The organism is Streptomyces sp. NPDC002701 (assembly GCF_042889045.1).
In the GTDB taxonomy this organism is placed as follows: Bacteria; Actinomycetota; Actinomycetes; order Streptomycetales; family Streptomycetaceae; genus Streptomyces.
In genome coordinates, this window is record NZ_JBIAQL010000032.1 from 20,271 (window position 1) to 35,951 (window position 15,681).

General features: G+C 70.0%; 14 protein-coding genes. 7 read left to right on the top strand and 7 right to left on the bottom strand.

Annotated features, from left to right (window positions below; genetic code table 11):
- The first annotated feature begins 36 nt into the window (after nucleotides 1-36).
- Both ACFYXC_RS38405 and trxB read left to right on the top strand, forming a co-directional pair.
- Nucleotides 37-459, top strand: coding sequence for an arsenate reductase ArsC (locus ACFYXC_RS38405; RefSeq protein WP_389557409.1), 423 nt, complete (start codon nucleotides 37-39; stop codon nucleotides 457-459).
- Nucleotides 456-1,430: a thioredoxin-disulfide reductase gene (trxB, locus tag ACFYXC_RS38410; protein ID WP_389557363.1), complete on the top strand. Its 975-nt coding sequence runs from the start codon at nucleotides 456-458 to the stop codon at nucleotides 1,428-1,430. The genes ACFYXC_RS38405 and trxB overlap by 4 nt, the downstream gene beginning before the upstream one ends.
- A 69-nt stretch (nucleotides 1,431-1,499) precedes the next feature.
- Here trxB and ACFYXC_RS38415 read toward each other — a convergent pair whose 3' ends face one another.
- From ACFYXC_RS38415 to ACFYXC_RS38435, 5 genes are all read right to left on the bottom strand, one after another.
- Nucleotides 1,500-3,800 carry a hypothetical protein gene (locus tag ACFYXC_RS38415; protein ID WP_389557411.1) on the bottom strand — a complete coding sequence of 767 codons (2,301 nt, stop codon included), beginning with the start codon at nucleotides 3,798-3,800 and terminating at the stop codon, nucleotides 1,500-1,502.
- A gap of 44 nt (nucleotides 3,801-3,844) precedes the next feature.
- On the bottom strand, nucleotides 3,845-4,189 hold the full coding sequence (locus tag ACFYXC_RS38420; RefSeq protein WP_389557365.1) for a helix-turn-helix domain-containing protein: 345 nt from the start codon (nucleotides 4,187-4,189) through the stop codon (nucleotides 3,845-3,847).
- Nucleotides 4,186-5,313 carry a tyrosine-type recombinase/integrase gene (locus tag ACFYXC_RS38425; RefSeq protein WP_389557413.1) on the bottom strand — a complete coding sequence of 376 codons (1,128 nt, stop codon included), beginning with the start codon at nucleotides 5,311-5,313 and terminating at the stop codon, nucleotides 4,186-4,188. Before ACFYXC_RS38425 ends, ACFYXC_RS38420 begins: the two co-directional genes overlap by 4 nt.
- Nucleotides 5,314-5,430: 117 nt before the next feature.
- Entirely contained in the window at nucleotides 5,431-5,634 is a 204-nt protein-coding gene (locus tag ACFYXC_RS38430) for a hypothetical protein (protein ID WP_389557366.1), read from the bottom strand.
- Nucleotides 5,635-5,903: 269 nt separating this feature from the next.
- A complete protein-coding gene (locus ACFYXC_RS38435; RefSeq protein ID WP_389557367.1) occupies nucleotides 5,904-6,368 on the bottom strand; it encodes a MarR family winged helix-turn-helix transcriptional regulator in 465 nt (154 codons plus the stop codon).
- Nucleotides 6,369-6,425: 57 nt separating this feature from the next.
- Between ACFYXC_RS38435 and ACFYXC_RS38440 the strand changes: the two genes are divergently transcribed.
- From ACFYXC_RS38440 to ACFYXC_RS38460, 5 genes are all read left to right on the top strand, one after another.
- Nucleotides 6,426-7,292 carry an SDR family NAD(P)-dependent oxidoreductase gene (locus ACFYXC_RS38440; protein ID WP_389557369.1) on the top strand — a complete coding sequence of 289 codons (867 nt, stop codon included), beginning with the start codon at nucleotides 6,426-6,428 and terminating at the stop codon, nucleotides 7,290-7,292.
- Between the two features lie 173 nt (nucleotides 7,293-7,465).
- Entirely contained in the window at nucleotides 7,466-9,700 is a 2,235-nt protein-coding gene (locus ACFYXC_RS38445) for an MMPL family transporter (RefSeq protein WP_389557371.1), read from the top strand.
- A 195-nt stretch (nucleotides 9,701-9,895) separates the two neighbouring features.
- Nucleotides 9,896-11,215, top strand: a complete 1,320-nt coding sequence (locus ACFYXC_RS38450; protein WP_389557372.1) for a sensor histidine kinase — start codon at nucleotides 9,896-9,898, stop codon at nucleotides 11,213-11,215.
- On the top strand, nucleotides 11,212-11,889 hold the full coding sequence (locus ACFYXC_RS38455) for a response regulator (RefSeq protein ID WP_389557374.1): 678 nt from the start codon (nucleotides 11,212-11,214) through the stop codon (nucleotides 11,887-11,889). Before ACFYXC_RS38450 ends, ACFYXC_RS38455 begins: the two co-directional genes overlap by 4 nt.
- Before the next feature lie 207 nt (nucleotides 11,890-12,096).
- Complete coding sequence (locus tag ACFYXC_RS38460; RefSeq protein WP_389557376.1) at nucleotides 12,097-13,374, top strand: metallophosphoesterase; 1,278 nt, start codon at nucleotides 12,097-12,099, stop codon at nucleotides 13,372-13,374.
- 167 nt (nucleotides 13,375-13,541) lie between these two features.
- Here the strand turns inward: ACFYXC_RS38460 and ACFYXC_RS38465 are convergent, their stop codons facing one another.
- Together ACFYXC_RS38465 and ACFYXC_RS38470 are read right to left on the bottom strand one after the other, a co-directional pair.
- Nucleotides 13,542-14,159, bottom strand: coding sequence for a hypothetical protein (locus tag ACFYXC_RS38465; RefSeq protein WP_389557377.1), 618 nt, complete (start codon nucleotides 14,157-14,159; stop codon nucleotides 13,542-13,544).
- Nucleotides 14,156-15,580 (bottom strand): tyrosine-type recombinase/integrase, encoded by a 1,425-nt coding sequence (locus ACFYXC_RS38470; RefSeq protein WP_389557379.1) that lies wholly within the window; start codon nucleotides 15,578-15,580, stop codon nucleotides 14,156-14,158. The genes ACFYXC_RS38465 and ACFYXC_RS38470 overlap by 4 nt, the downstream gene beginning before the upstream one ends.
- Nucleotides 15,581-15,681 lie beyond the last annotated feature (101 nt).

Consider the following 15,681-nt stretch of genomic DNA (forward strand, 5'->3'; position numbering starts at 1 on the left):
CTGGGTTCCGCCATGCGACGAGAGAGAACGATCACCATGGCCGACAAGCCGTCCGTCCTGTTCGTCTGCGTCCACAACGCCGGCCGCTCCCAGATGGCCGCCGCGTGGCTGACCCACCTGGCCGGAGACCGCGTCGAGGTCCGCTCCGCCGGCTCCAACCCCGGCGAGCAGGTCAACCCGGCCGCCGTCGAGGCCATGGCCGAGGTCGGCATCGACATCTCCGAGGAGACGCCGAAGATCCTCACCGTCGACGCGGTCCGCGAGTCGGACGTCTGCATCACCATGGGCTGCGGCGACAGCTGCCCCGTCTTCCCCGGCAAGCGCTACCTGGACTGGAAGCTCGAGGACCCGGCCGGCCAGGGCGTCGAGGCCGTCCGCTCGATCCGCGACGAGATCAAGACCCTCGTCGAGGGCCTGATCGCCGAGATCGCCCCGGAGAAGCCGGAGGAGACGGCGTGAGCGAGATACGCGAGGTCGTCATCATCGGCTCCGGCCCTGCCGGATACACCGCCGCCCTCTACACCGCCCGCGCCCAGCTGCGCCCCCTGCTGTTCGGCAGCTCCATCTTCGTCGGCGGATCGCTGACCACCACGACCGAGGTGGAGAACTTCCCCGGCTTCCCCGACGGCGTCGACGGCCCGGTCCTCATGGAGAACATGCGGGCCCAGGCCGAGAAGTTCGGCGCTGAGATGATCGACGACGACATCGTCTCCGTCGACCTGACCGGCGACGTCAAGCTCCTCACCGACTCGGCCGGCACCGTGCACCGCGCGAAGACGGTGGTCATCGCGACCGGCTCTGGTTACCGCAAGCTCGGCCTCCCGAACGAGGACGAGCTGTCCGGCCGCGGCGTCTCATGGTGTGCGACCTGCGACGGGTTCTTCTTCCGTGACCGGGACATCGTCGTGGTCGGCGGCGGCGACACCGCCATGGAGGAAGCCACCTTCCTCACCCGCTTCGCCCGCTCGGTCACTGTCGTCCACCGACGCTCCACCCTGCGCGCCTCCAAGGTCATGCAGGACCGCGCCTTCTCCGACGACAAGATCTCCTTCGCCTTCGACAGCGAGATCGCCGAGATCAAGGAGACGAACGGCATGCTCGGCGGCGTCGTCCTGCGCGACGTCTTCACCGGCGTCACCCGCGACCTGGACGCCACGGGGCTGTTCATCGCCATCGGCCACGACCCGCGCACCGAACTCTTCAAGGACCAGCTCGACCTCGACACCGAGGGCTACATCACCGTCGCCGCCCCGACGACGCGGACCAGCCTGCCGGGGGTGTTCGCCGCCGGTGACGTCGTCGACCACACCTACCGCCAGGCCATCACCGCCGCCGGCACCGGCGCGGCCGCGGCCCTGGACGCCGAGCGCTACCTCGCCGCCCGCGGCGCGGCAGAGGCCGAGCCGGTGACCGCTGCCGTCCCGGCCTGAGCAGCACTCGCAGGAGGGGCCGTCCGGATGCTCCGGGCGGCCCCGTTGCTGTCGCTCTCGCACCAGCGGTCACCGGGGAAGCTGGGAGGTTTTCTCCGGATGGGCCACGCCGACGTAGTGCATGGCGGTCTTCTCCGTGATGCCGAACAGGCGCATCAGCTTCAGCGGATCGCTGCACTCGAGCGCCTCGTTCAGGATCCGGTCCTGGCGCAGGCCGTCCAAGGTCACGCCTTTGGGCAGCACCCCTCGGAGCGTGCCGATGTTGACGGCTGGCTGATCGGGGTCGAGCGCGGTCTTCTGGCTGACCAGCAGATGCGGGTTCATCGAGGCCGGCCATCGGCGGTGGCGGTAGGTCAGCCACTCGGCGGCCCAGCGGTGTGTGAACTGCTCAAGGTAGAGGGTGTGCCGCAGCAGACCGCGTCGAATCTCGACGGTGCCGCGGGCGAGGTCCACATCGGCTGTCCGGATCGTGCGCATGTCGTGGCCGGTGACCGCGTGCACGGCGGCCAGGGCGACGGTCAGGCGCCCGAGCGGAGTGGCAGCGTGGTCCAGCAGCCCGGCCAGCAGGTCGCTGGGCACGGACCGCGGCATCCCCTTCAGGTCGCCGACGGGCAGGTTTCGCGCTGGATCACGGAAGACGACGCGTTGCCGCCTCAGGGAACGGAACAGGCTGCGCAGGACGATGGCGAGCTGCCGACGGGCGTGGCCGGACCGGTCGTTCACGGCGTCCTCGACCTGCTGCTTAGTGATCTCCCGCAGCGTGGCCACCCCGCTCGCCGTCCAGTCGCTGAGCACCGGCTGGACGTAGGTGAGGTAGCGGCGGATTCCGTCCCAGCTGCGGAACTCGCCCTCTCGGCGCCCCTGGCTGCGCAGCACGTCTACCCAGGCGCGGACCTCGCTCGCGACGGGCTGCGGCAGTGCGTCGAGGGTGGTCTCGATCCAGACCAGATCGGCGTCCTGGTGGAGGTCCGGGTCGTCGACGAGTAGGCCGCGGGCGCGTAGGAACTGGCACACAGGCTTGGCGGCGAGGTTCGGATCGAGCTGGGCCAGGTCGTGGACGTCGCGCTCGAGGACGGCCGTCTCGGCACCGAGCCAGTACATGAGGATGGTGAGGGTGTGGATGTTCTTGCGGTAGTCCGGGGCCTGTTGGTCCGCGCGCAGCTGAAGGTACTCCTCCACCACGAGCCGTGCCCGCTCGGTGAGAGGCAGCTCGGCCCGCGGTCGGCGCCGGAGCCGGGTGAGCACCGGTGACCAGTCGCGCCGCATGGCGAATAGCGCTTCCTGGCCGCGGGCCGTCCGGCTTGCGGGTGTCTCGTCTGTGCCGGCGGCGGGTGGGGCATCGACCGGCACGGGCAGGACCGGCCCACCCACGCCGGCGGGGAGAGTGACCTCCAGTTGGGTGGCTCGGGACGTCGCGGGCCTGGCTTCGTCCAGGAGGCGGTACGGATGACAGGTGCGGCAGCGGTCGGCACGCAACGGCAAGTCCTCGCGGCGGCATCGCACACACCGGCCGCGCGGATGTCGCTCGCGCCAATGCCGGCACGGAGAGCAGCGGAACCCGGCCCGGCGGCCCACGGGCATCCAGCCGTGGCAGTCCCGGCACTGCCGCGGCGCGCGCGGCGGAACTGGCACCGGATCAGTCATGTACGGGGTGCGGGCGGGCTGGTTCATACGGGAAAACCGCATCGGCTCCGGTGCCGCCTCCAGCAGGTCGGCCCGCAGCAGAACCAGCCGCACCGCATCGCGGTGGGTGGGCAGGTCCCGCAGCATCGGCTCGGGGAGCCGGTCAGCTCCCTCGGCCTCGCGGACCGCCAGGGCGAGGCGGACCATCTCGGCAACCACGTAGTGCCAGCCCTGGCTCATGCCGTGTTCGGCCGCCATCTCCACCAGGACGGGACGGGCACGGTCCCAGCCGGACAGAGGCCGGCCGATGATCGCCCGCACCGTGGCATCGGTCAGTGTGCGCGGCACGGTGAACAGGGCGAGCTGGCGGGGGAGTCCCGGCTCCAGTACGGCCGCCGCTCCGGTGGTGGGCACCTGCTCCTGCTTGAGCTTGAGCCGCCACGCCTGGCTCACACGGCGTCCGCCGTCGGTCCTTCGGACCAGCTTGCGGGACTGCGTCGCGTAGTCGCGCCACGTACCGACGATGAGCTGCACGTCGCGCGGCCGGGCTCCTGCACCGCCCAGGGCCCACTCGGCGTCATCGACGGCCCGGATCGCCTGCAGGCACGGCTTGCACAGGCCATCGGTATTCAGGTGGGCCTCGTGCCGGCACCGCGGGCATACTCCCCGCTCGGGGTACGTCCGCTTCCAGGCCCGGCAGCCGTGGCACGTCCGGGTCCACCGCAGCACCGACCAGCTCAGACACATCTCGCAGCTGCGGGCGCTGCCCTCGTTCGCCATCTCCCATCCCCTCAGCTCGGAGGCAGCGAGCGCGGCCCGCCTCGGCGAGGACCGCGCGGCACCGGCCGCACCGGCCCCGGCGGCTGGACCTCGGCACCCACGGCCACGTCGCCGGCCTCCCCTGCCGGCTGGGCGCCGGCGAGCGGTTCGGCCTGGAGCAGATCCGCGACGGTGCAGTCCAATGCCGCACACATCAGGTCCAGGTCGTCCAGCCGCACCGTGACCGGAGTCCCGCCCCACAGTGCGGCGACCTTGCTCAGCGAAGGGTTGAACCCCACCTGCTGGAAAGCAGCCAGCACCTCGGTCGGCCGCCACAGGTCCCGCTGGGCGGCCACCATCCGCAGATTCCACTTCACCGGAGGTTCCCCTTGTCCATCACCAGTCGTTGGGCCGCCCGGGAACTCGCGGCCAGGTTCGCGTGCTCCGGGTCGGCGTGCGCGGTCGCCATGTACCGCAGGGTCGTGGTCGCCCAGTCGTGTCCGAGGACCTTCTGCACTTCCCACAACGTCATCCCACGCTCGTAGTTGTGGGTCGCGCATGCATGCCGCAGCAGGTGCGGGAACAGGTCGCTTACCGGTCCGCTCAGATAGGCGCCGGCCGCTTGGTGCAGGGCCCGGCGGAACGTCGAGGGGACGATCGCCGGCGCGATCGGAAGGTTCAACGCGGCCACCGCCGTGGGCTTGCGCTCCGACGGCCACAGCGGCGCCCTGGGATGCTCCACATCGTCGCCGAACTCGCCGCGGATCTCCTCGATGTACCACCACAGCAGCGCGCGGCCCTCCTGGAACATGTACGCCTCGCGCGGCCGGGGCCCCGACCCGTGGGCGCCCTTGCCGAGCACGACGAAGCGGCCCCACTGGCCATGCTCCCAGTGCAGGTCGCCCATGCACACCCCACACAGCTCGGCCGCCCGGACACCGGACAGGTACGCGACCTTCGTCATCACGTAGTCACGGCAGGCGACCAGGTACTTCCGGGCGTTCGGCAGATCCTCACGCCAGCGGCCGAAGAAGTCCCGCAACGCCGCCTGCGAGGGCGGGATCCGCAGACCGAAATCGCCGCGATGGCGCGGCCGGTTGAACACGTCGATGGGCGACTCGACGGCCTGGCCGAAGCGGCGCATGATCTCGCCGGCGTAGCGCTGTTCGAGGAACGCGAAGTACGCGTCGATCTTGTTGATCTTTCCGCGCAGAGTCGACGGGGCACGCTTCCCGGGGCCGGCGAAATACCGGTCGACCTCGCGGGACGTGAGCTGCCACGGCACCGTGCCGTAGAACTCACAAACCTCCACCACCGGCTTGATCAGCCCGTCCAGCGTCGTCGGCGCCAGACCGGCGGCATCCCTCGCCCACTGGTACTCCGACAGCGTGTCGAGGAAGAAGCTCTCCTCGTCCTGCGCCGAGATGCGGGCCTGACGGCGCCGCTGGAGCGTGACGACGTCCGCGAGCCCGCTCTCGACGGAGACCGCTGCGGGGTCCACCGGCCCAGCAGGTTCCGGTACGGGGCGCACGAGCATCAGCACGCGAGTTTCGGAATCTGACACGAAACCGCAGATTACGGCGATCACACGCAGAATCTGCGAGTTACTGCGCAGATCTCACACCATCGGGTGACGGGCCAGCACCGTACGATCTACCTGCTGAAATGCAGGTTCACCGCCGCCGAGCAGCCTCCGGGAACCCGCGCGTACTCCACTATGGAAGACGGTGCCGTCGGGCAGTAGTTTGATGATCCGCGCGGTCGCCCTGCCGGCGTAGACACCGTTCGTCGCCTGGTAGATCCAGCCACAGTGCCCGGTCATGATCAGGGCACCGGAAGCGGTGGGTCGGGGACTGGATCGGCGAAGGGCACCACACCGCGCACGCCTGCCAGCAGGCCGGCGTGGCAGCGCGCGAGGAACCAACTCTCAGAATTTGCCGGGCACTCCTCCAGGAGCACAAAACGCGAGCACCCCAACGACTCCGTGTACGGTCGGTTCTGCGCACCAGAAACAGCCATCAGTCCAGCATGAGGCCCAGTTTTCCTGCAGGTCTATGGGTGACCCACTGAGGCGGGGCTCTTTCGTCCGTGTCAGCCGGTCTTGCCGCCAGTGAGGGCGATGTCCAGGTGCGCGAGCAGCGTGTCGAGTGTGGCCAGTTGTTGTGGTTCGAGACGGCCGAAGCGCTGGCGAAGTACGTGCGTGCCCGCTTCTTCCGCGGCCCTTAGTGCCGTGCGGCCGGTGTCGGTGATGGAGACGGTCTTGCGGCGGCGGTCCTCGGGGTCGCCGGTCCGGGCGACCATGCCGAGGCGCTCCAGGCCCTCCACGATCTGGGTGACGGAGCGCGGTGCTTGGCCGAGGGAGGCGGCCAGCTGCGCTTGGTGGAGCGCGCCGCAGTCGGCCAGTGCCTGAAGGACCTTGGTGCGGGACAGGGACAGGCCGGCGGTCGCCAGCATGTGCTGGTCGACCTGTTCGCGCAGGCTGTACGCGAGGGTGAGGAAGGACAGTCCCACCTGCTCAGGGAGGCTGCCCGCGGTTGTTGATTCGTGCTGCTCCATGGTTCGGGTATCCTCGCACAACATAATCATGAGGTACCTCACGAAAGGGGTTGTGGGATGGATCGTCCCGTCGCCGTGATCACCGGAGCTACCTCCGGACTGGGCCGCATCGCCGCGTTCGAGCTGGCCCGCCGGGGCTACCGCATCGGCACCGTGGCCCGTTCCCGCAGCAAGGCGCAGGCTCTCGTCACCGACCTGAAGGCGGTGACCGACGAGCCCGTGGATGTCTTCCACGCCGACCTGGGCTTGCTCTCCGAGGCATGCCGTGCGGGCGAGGAGATCGCCGCGCGCTACCCGCGCCTGGACGTCCTGGTCAACAACGCCGGCCTCCATGCCTTCGCGCAGCGCATCACCACCGAGGGCTTCGCGGAGATGACGGCGGTGAACTACCTCGGCCCGTTCGTCCTGACCGAGGCGCTGACGTCGAAGCTCAGCGTCTCGGCGCCGGCCCGGATCGTCAACGTCGCCTCCGAAGCGGCCCAGCAGGCGAAAACGATCGACCCGGCCGAGGACCTGCGGCGTACCGAGCCCTACACCCGCCGGGAGTCGATGCCCCTATACGGGCGCACAAAGCTGATGAACATCATGTGGACGCAGGAGCTGGCCCGTCGCCTGGACGCGGACAAGGTCACGGTGAACTGCTGCGACCCCGGCTTCAACGCCACCGGCCTGGGCCGGGACCTGCCCGGCTCCGCCGTCCTGCAGCGGGTGCTGAACACGCTGAAGATCGGCGATCCCCGCAAGGGCGCCGGCATCATCGTGAGGCTCGCCACCGATGCGGCGCTCGCGGGTACCACCGGCGGCTACTTCTCCGCCCGCGGCGCCCGCCCCCTGCAGTGCCCCGAGCCCGGCCGGGACCCGCGCGTGCAGCGGGAGCTGTGGGACGCGACCACGGCACTTCTCGCCGCTCACCCGGCCGGCTGAGACCCGGCACGCCCGCCTCAGGGAGGACACCGCCCGGTACCGGGGTACCGCCCCGGGCGCGGATTCGTCCTCCAGTAGCTCTTTTCGGCCGCAGCCGGCTCCTACGTTCATGGGCGGAGCCTGTCGGGCTCGCCTTCATACATCCGTTTTCTCTCCTGGTGGGAGTAATTTTCGTGGCCACCTTTCTCTACCGGCTCGGTCGGCTCGCCTTCCGGCGGCGCTGGCTGGTGCTGCTGGCGTGGATCGCGGTGCTCGTCGCCGCGGTCGTCGGTGTCAGCAGCGTGTCGGGCAGTACGACGGACGATTTCACGCTTCCCGGTACCCAGTCGCAGCAGGCCATCGACCTGCTGGAGAAGGAGTTCCCGCAGGCTTCGGCCGGCGGCGCCACGGCCCGTGTGGTCATGGAGGCTCCGGACGGGCAGAAGCTGACGTCCGCCGCCCACAAGCAGGAGGTGGAGTCACTGGTCGCCGACTTGCGTAAGGCACCGCAGGTGGCGAACGTCACCGACCCCTTCACCGCCGGCCTGGTGAACTCCTCGGGCAGCATCGCTTATGCCCAGGTGACCTACGCCGTCCCGCAGGCCGATATCACTACCGCCGCGTCAAACGCCCTGCACCAGGTGGCGGACAAGGGCGAGAAGGCGGGCCTGGACGTCAGCCTGGGCGGCAACGCGGTGCTGGAGGAGGAGCAGAGTAACGCGGCCGAACTGATCGGCCTGCTGGTCGCCGCCTTCGTCCTGGTCATCACCTTCGGTTCGCTGGTCGCGGCCGGACTGCCCCTGGTGTCCGCGATCGTCGGCGTGGGCATCGCCCTGTGCGCCATCACCGTTGCCTCGTCGTTCGTCGACATGGCCTCCAACGCGCAGACTCTGGCGCTCATGCTGGGTCTGGCGGTGGCCATCGACTACGCCCTGTTCATCGTCTCGCGCTACCGGACAGAGCTGCGTGAGGGGCACGCGCCTGAGGAAGCCGCCGGGCGTGCTCTGGGGACCGCGGGCTCGGCGGTGGTCTTCGCCGGTCTGACCGTCGTCATCGCGCTCGCCGGTTTGAGCGTCATCGGTATCGCGATGCTCACCACCATGGGGCTGGCTGCGGCCTTCGCCATCACCGTTGCCGTGCTGGTCGCGCTCACCCTCCTGCCGGCCATGCTGGGCTTCACCGGCACCCGTGTGGCACACGGTCGCCTCACCACGCGCCGGGTGTGTGCCGAGCAGCGTGGCCGGCGCGTCACGATGGGCGTTCGCTGGGGTCGCTTCGTTACCCGCCATCCCTGGAAGATGCTGCTGGCGTCGGTGGTCGGCCTGGGTGTGCTGGCCATCCCGGCGCTGTCGCTGCGGCTGACGCTGCCCGATGACAGCATGGCCGCTCCCGGCAGCACCCAGCGCGTGGCCTACGACACGCTCAGCAAGGGTTTCGGGCCGGGCTTCAGTGGCCCGCTGACCATCGTCGTCGACGCTCGGGGCAGCGACGACGCCAAGACTGCGGCCGCGGACACCTCCGCCCTGTTGGAGGGCCTCGGCGACGTCGCTGCCGTACGGCCCCCGGTCTTCAACGAGGCCGGTGACGTGGCCCTGCTCACCGCGGTGCCGGGCAGCCCTCCCACCAGCCAGGAGACCGTCGACCTGGTCGGCGACATCCGCGAGCGCAGCGGCGCGGTGGAGGAGGACAGCGGCGCGCAGGTGATGGTGACCGGCACGACCGCGCTCAACATCGACGTCTCCGCCAAGCTCGGTGAGGCGATGGTGCCCTACCTGGCCATCGTCGTCGGCCTCGCGCTGGTCCTGCTGCTTCTCGTGTTCCGTTCGGTCCTGGTCCCGATCAAGGCCGCGGCCGGCTTCCTGCTCAGCGTCGTCGCCACCCTCGGCGTGCTGGTCGCCGTGTTCCAGTGGGGCTGGCTCAAGGACGTCTTCGGCGTCGAGGAGACCGCGCCCATCGTCAGCCTGCTGCCCATTCTGCTGATCGGCGTGGTCTTCGGCCTGGCCATGGACTACGAGGTGTTCCTCGTCTCCGGGATGCGCGAGGCATACGTCCACGGCGCCGGCCCCACCGAGGCGATCGTCACCGGGTTCCGCCACGGCGCCCGCGTGGTCACCGCCGCCGCCATCATCATGATCTCGGTGTTCGCCGGATTCCTTCTCGACGACATCGCCCTGGTGAAATCCATCGGCATGGGCCTCGCCGCCGCGGTCCTCTTCGACGCCCTTGTCATCCGCATGACCCTCGTCCCCGCGGTGATGACCCTGCTCGGCGCACGGGCCTGGGCACTTCCCCGCTGGCTCGACCGCCTCCTGCCCAACGTCGACGTGGAGGGCGAGAAGCTGCGCCGGGTGCTGGCCGAACGCGACTGCCAGACCCGCATTCCCGCGCAGAACGACCAGGAGCCGACGGCGCCTGCGCCCTTTGGGTAGGCACAGCCCCGGCATACCCCGACCCCGTCTGCCGGCCCTCACCCCCCGAGGGGCGGCAGGCGGTCCCCGGGGGCCCGGACAGCACACCGTGCACCGCACATCAGCTGTCCGGGCCCCTCTGCCCCGCCCGCCGGTTCACGCTCCCCGAGGAGTGGCGGGCGGCCTGCCCGGACAGCGAAAAGGCCCCCACCTGCCATGAGCGAGCCGACCACCCGAGAACCCGTACGCGGCACCTCGCCCCATGCTTCCCGGCTTCCGCAGTCACTGACCAGCGACCCCGACCACCGCGTCACGGTGTCGATCATCAGCGGGCTGGCCGCCTGGCGGACGCTCGACCGCGACCACCCCCGGCTGCGGCTGTGGACCGTGCCCGCTTTCTGCGCCGTCCTCGCACTGCCCTCCCTCCTCAACCCGACCAACCGCGCCCACCTGCCCAGCGAGATCGTCCTCACCCTCGCCTACACCGTCCCGCTGCTGTGGCGCGAACGGCGTCCCGGCCTGGTGTTCGCGATCACCACAGCCGCCTCCGTCCTCGCGCTGCCGCTGAACGTCCTCAACGGCGCCGACGCGGCCCGGATCGTCGCGCTCTACAACGTCGGCCGCTACGGTAGCCACCGCCAGCTGGTCATCGCCTGCACGGTCACCGCCGCCCAGCTCGTTCTCTGGATCGCGGCGTTCTGGGGAAGCGGCCAACTGCAACACGCCAAGCGCCCAGAAATCGTCACGCCGCTGGCCATGCTCGCCGTCACCGCCTGCGCCGGACTGGCCCTCACCGGACGCCTGGCGAAGGCATACATCGTGGCATTGGAGACCGAGCGGGACCAGCACACCCGCCTGGCCGCAGCCTCGGAACGCACCCGCATCTCCCACGAGATGCACGACATCCTCGGCCATACCCTCGCCGTCATCATCGGCCTCGCCGACGGAGCTGCCGCCCTGGCCAGATCCCGCTCGGAGAAATCCGCCGGCACCCTCGACCTCATCGGCGACAGCAGCCGCGAGGCCCTCGCGGAACTGCGCCGCCTGCTCATCGTGGTCGACAACCCTGCGACACAGCGGGACACCACTCCGCTCGCACCACAGCCGACCCTTCAGGACCTGCCAGCGCTACTCCACCGCGTCCGCGCCGCAGGCCCCACCGCCGACCTGCACACCAACGGGGACCTCACACCGCTCAGTCCCGGCCTTCAGCTCACCGTCTACCGCATCGTGCAGGAAGCCCTCACCAACACTCTCAAACACGCCGCGGCCCACACCACCGTGTCCGTCGACTTGTACAGAGACGAGGAATCGGTGCACATCACGGTGGAGGACACAGGCCCCACCCGTACGGCGGACAGCGAACGGCACGGCAGGCACGGCGGACAAGGACTGGTCGGCATGCGCCACCGCGCCGCCCTCTACCAGGGGCGCATCAGCGCAGGCCCGACTCCCGCCGGCGGCTGGCGCGTCCACACCGTCCTGAGCACATCCCGCACCCTGCCCAGCGCCGCCCAGGAGAAGCACCGCATATGACCACCGTCCTCATCGTCGACGACCAGACCCTGCAACGACTGGGCTTTCGCATGCTCCTCGAAGCACAGCCGGACATCTCAGTCGTCGGCGAAGCCTCCCAGGGCCAGGAGGCCGTCCGCCTGACCGCGCAACTGCGTCCCGACGTCGTCCTGATGGACGTCCGGATGCCCGGCGTCAACGGCATCGAGGCCACCCGCCGCATCGTCGAGTCCGGCGGCCGCTCGCGGGTCCTGGTCCTGACCACCTTCGACCTCGACGAGTACGCCTACGAGGCCCTGCGCGCCGGCGCGGCCGGCTTCTTCCTCAAAGACGCCCGCCCCGAGGAACTCGTCGTCGGCATCCGGACCGTGGCGGCTGGCGACAGCGTCATCTCCCCGAGCCTGACCCGCAGACTCATCGACGCCTTCACCACCACGCACCCCCAACGGACCTCCGCCGCTCCTGTCCTCAGCCCCGCACAGCGACGACACCTGGCCGCTCTGACCGAACGCGAACGCGAAGTCCTCACCGCCATCGCCACGGGATGGTCCAACACCGAGATAGCCGCCCACCTCCACCTGGCCGAGTCGACGGTCAAATCACACGTCAGCCGCATCCTGGCAAAGATCGATGCCCGCGACCGCGTACAGGCCGTCATCTTCGCCTACGACGTGGGCCTGGCCCGCCCTCAGTGAACCCGCCCGGGCAGGCAGACGGACCCCGGATGCCGCCGTCCGACGCGGCCGTCCCTCCAGCCGGGCGCCGCCGAACCCCGGACCAATCAACTCCAACTATTCGACAACTCTCCCGGAGCACCCCGCCGCCATGCACCGACACCCCGGCTCCAGCACCCACGACGGGCGACCCGTCTCCAGCCCGTTCCCACCGGCTGAGGCGGCGGCGTGAGCACCCTCGCGCAGGAAGCCACCGTCGCCGCGGTGAGCATTATCGCCTCAGCCGCCGCACACCGCTACCTCTACCTGCGGCTCGTCAAGGACGTCACAGCGTCCGCCCGGCTGCGCCGCGCGGGCGGTGCCACGGCACTCGCCCTCACGGTCCTGGTCCCCACCGGTGTCCTCGCCGCCCAGTACGCGAACCCCACACGCATCGCATGGCTGGCCTGGCCGGCCTTCGTGTGGGCCGCCCTAGCCGCCTACCTGCTGATGACGCTCGTCGCCCTGGAGATCCCAGCTCGCCTCACGGCGCGTGCACTGCGGCGCCGAACCGTAACCGGCCCCGTGATTCCTGAGCAGGCCCTACGGGCATCGGTCGAGCAGGAGAGCCACCCCGTTACGGCTCCGGTTATGGGAGCCCCGAATCCCGGACCGGCCCAGGACGCACCGCGGATGGCGGATCGCCGTCTCGTCCTGGCCCGTTCGGTCGCCCTGCTCGCCACCGGAACCGCCGTGGCCACCACCGGCTACGGCTTTCACCGCGGCCTGGGAGCACCCGATGTGAAAGTCGTGCCCGTGGCCCTGCGCCGACTGCACCCCTCACTCGACGGCATGCGCATCACCATGGCCAGCGACCTTCACCTCGGCCCGTTCTTCGGCCGCGCCCACACCGCACGCACGGTCCGCATGATCAACGACACCTCGCCCGACATCGTCGCCATCGTGGGCGATCTCTCCGACGGCACCGCAGACGACCTGGTCGCTCACGCCGCGCCGCTCACCCGGCTGTCCTCGACCCACGGCACCTTCTTCGTCACGGGCAACCACGACTACCGCCACGATGTCGACGCCTGGATCGCCACACTCGCCGACTTCCGCGTCACCACCCTGCGCAACACCCGAACACTGATCAAACATCGGGGCGGAGCCATCGACCTCGCAGGCGTCACCGACGTCACAGGCGAGCAGAACCACGACACACCCGACTACGACAAGGCCCTCGGCGACCGCGACGCCTCCCACCCCGTCGTCCTGCTCGCCCACCAACCCGTGCAGGTGCGCGAAGCCGCCCGGCACAAAGTCGATCTCCAACTGTCCGGGCATACCCACGGCGGGGCCTTCTTCCCCGGCAACCTGCTCGTGCCACTGACCCAACCCCTCACAGCGGGACTGGCCACCATCGACCACACACAGCTCTACGTCTCCCGCGGAGTCGGAGCATCCCTGCCACCCACCAGAGTCGGAGCACCACCCGACATCACAGTCATCGAACTGCGCAGGCAATAACGCACGCGTGGCGTCGGCAATCAGGACCAGCACAGCCCGGCATCGGCACCGTGCCTCCAGCGCCGGCCAGAAGCGCGCTCCCGGTAACGGGCCAGCCGACGCCTGGCGCGTCGTCACCACCGATCGGATGATCTCTGCCTGAGCCGGTACAACGTGCCGCTCGTCGCCTACTGCTGGTGCTCGCTCCCGAGCAGCCGGGTGTTCTCCACCATAAGGCGTTGCACAACGTTACGCAGTGCCACCAGCTCTGTGTCTGCGCGTCGCACTGCGGCCAGGTCCTGGTCGCGTTCCCCGCGCAACGCCTCGACCTCGGCATTGCGGCCCGGTGCCGGAGCGAGGCCGCCCGACACACTGGTAGCGAGGTCGAGTACGCGGACGGCCCGGAGCTCGCCTCTGGCTGTTTCGAGGTCCCGGCGCAGTGCCGTGTTCTGTTCGAGCAGCATGCGGTTCTCCACTTCCAGCGCCGTGTCCTGGCGGGCCGCGGCGGCGGCCGCGGCCCGGGTCCGGTCGCCGCCGAGGTGCGCGCGGACGGCCTCGGCCTTAAGGGTCCCGGTGCCGTGGAGGTACTGGGGATTGACCGCGGCGCGCCGGGTGATCTCCGCGTCGGAGACCGGCCTGCGCGACGTGCGCATACCGGCGATTACGGCCAGCACGCGCTGCCGGCACGCTTCGCTGTCTGCCCGGCGCAGGGCCGCGGCGGCTTGTCGGCCCGCGTCCAGGGCGGCCGCACGCCCGGCGGCCAGGTCCTTCGCTGCCGGTGCCTGCGGGATGCGGCCGCCGGTCACCTGGCCTCGACGGCCAGGAGGATCGGGTCGATGGTCGGCTGGGCCAGCTGCTGGCGGCCGGCCAGTACCGCGGCGACGGGGATCACGGTGAGGAACCGGTCCCGGCTGTGGAGCCATGCCTCGACGGTGGCCTTGTCCTTCTCGGTCAGCGAGCCGAGGTCTGTCTCGCACTTGCTGATGAGCTCGTCGATCTGCACGAGTTCCTGGCGCAGCAGCTCCGTGTTCGCCCGGCCCTGCGGCCCCGGCACGAGCACGCTGCCGTAGGTGGCCTCCAGCCGGACGAGCTGCTCGGCCTTGGTGGCGCGCAGCTGGCGGACTTCAGGGAGCTGGGTGAAGTCGGTGGTGAAGAACTTGCAGGAGAAGCACCGGTAGTACACCGGGCAGCCGTGCCCGTCGGCGCGGACGTTGTTCATCGCGTGGCACGTCCCGCCGGGGACCGGTACCTGGCCCACGCCCGCGGGGGCACGGTCGGCGAGGTCGTCGGCCGGGGTGCGGGCGCGAAGCCGGCCGCCGGAGATGTCGAACTGGTACTTGGCGGCGATGGCCCGCACGGCATCCACCCTGCGCGGGTGGCAGACCCGGTAGTAGATCTGCGTCGTGGAAGACTCCTGGTGAGCCATCAGGACCTGAAGGATCTCCAGTGGTACCCCGGCGTCGGCGTGCAGCTGGGCGTAGGTGTGCCGGAAGGCGTAAGGGAAGACACTGGAGCGGTCGAGGTCTTGGCCGTCCTCGTCGACGAGCTGAGAAACACTGTCCACCCACACCTCCAGCCAGTACCGGCTCGTGCTGGAGCCGTAGGGGCGCTCACCGAACTTGTTCGCGCGCGACAGCCTTGGTGTGGGGAACAGCAGCATCCGCTGTGAGAGCGGTCGCCCCTCGGGGTCGAAGCACTGCGGGAACTCCCGTCGCAGGTGGTCCTGCTGCCGGGTGATCACCTCGACGTCGGTGAGGTGCAGTGGCAGTTTGTGGCGTCGGCGGACCTTCTGCATCCAGTAGACGAGGAAGGGGTAGCGGCGGCGCTGGACGCTGCCGTCTGCTGCCTCGATGTCGATGTTGTGCCACTGGACGCAGTCGAACTCCAGGTGCCGGGCCTCCCACGGGCGCCGGCCCACTCGCAGGGACAGTTCGACGAAGCCGCGGGGAGTGTCGTCGGGGAGCAGGGCGAGGTTGTCCTCGGCCATCAGATGGAGGAACACCGTCTCCGGCAGAGCGTCCTGGGAGCGGCTCTCCAGTTCGCTGTCGGTGTCATCGCGTTCCGGGAACGGCGGTACCTCTTGTGCCAGCAGGTACACCCCGGCGGCGCCGGCTTCCGCCAGCCACGCTCGGCCCTGGTCCAGGACGGCGCGCAATGTGTGCACCAGGTCCCAGTGGCGCTGCGGGGTCACCAGCAGCGGGCCGGCACCCGCCAGTGACGGCAGCAAACGCTCCCTGATCACCGCACGCCGCGAGTCGTCGACGGCCAGGGCCTCGTAGTCGCTGGAGTAGAGGGCTCGTTGGGCCAGCCAACGTAGGTACAGCGGTG

Bases quoted from the DNA above. Each gene is read 5' to 3' on its own strand.
- ACFYXC_RS38405 (WP_389557409.1), top strand. From the start codon at position 37: ATGGCCGACAAGCCGTCCGTCCTGTTCGTCTGCGTCCACAACGCCGGC.
- ACFYXC_RS38450 (WP_389557372.1), top strand. From the start codon at position 9,896: ATGAGCGAGCCGACCACCCGAGAACCCGTACGCGGCACCTCGCCCCAT.
- ACFYXC_RS38440 (WP_389557369.1), top strand. From the start codon at position 6,426: ATGGATCGTCCCGTCGCCGTGATCACCGGAGCTACCTCCGGACTGGGC.
- ACFYXC_RS38430 (WP_389557366.1), bottom strand. From the start codon at position 5,634: ATGACCGGGCACTGTGGCTGGATCTACCAGGCGACGAACGGTGTCTAC.
- ACFYXC_RS38415 (WP_389557411.1), bottom strand. From the start codon at position 3,800: ATGTGTCTGAGCTGGTCGGTGCTGCGGTGGACCCGGACGTGCCACGGC.
- ACFYXC_RS38455 (WP_389557374.1), top strand. From the start codon at position 11,212: ATGACCACCGTCCTCATCGTCGACGACCAGACCCTGCAACGACTGGGC.
- ACFYXC_RS38435 (WP_389557367.1), bottom strand. From the start codon at position 6,368: ATGGAGCAGCACGAATCAACAACCGCGGGCAGCCTCCCTGAGCAGGTG.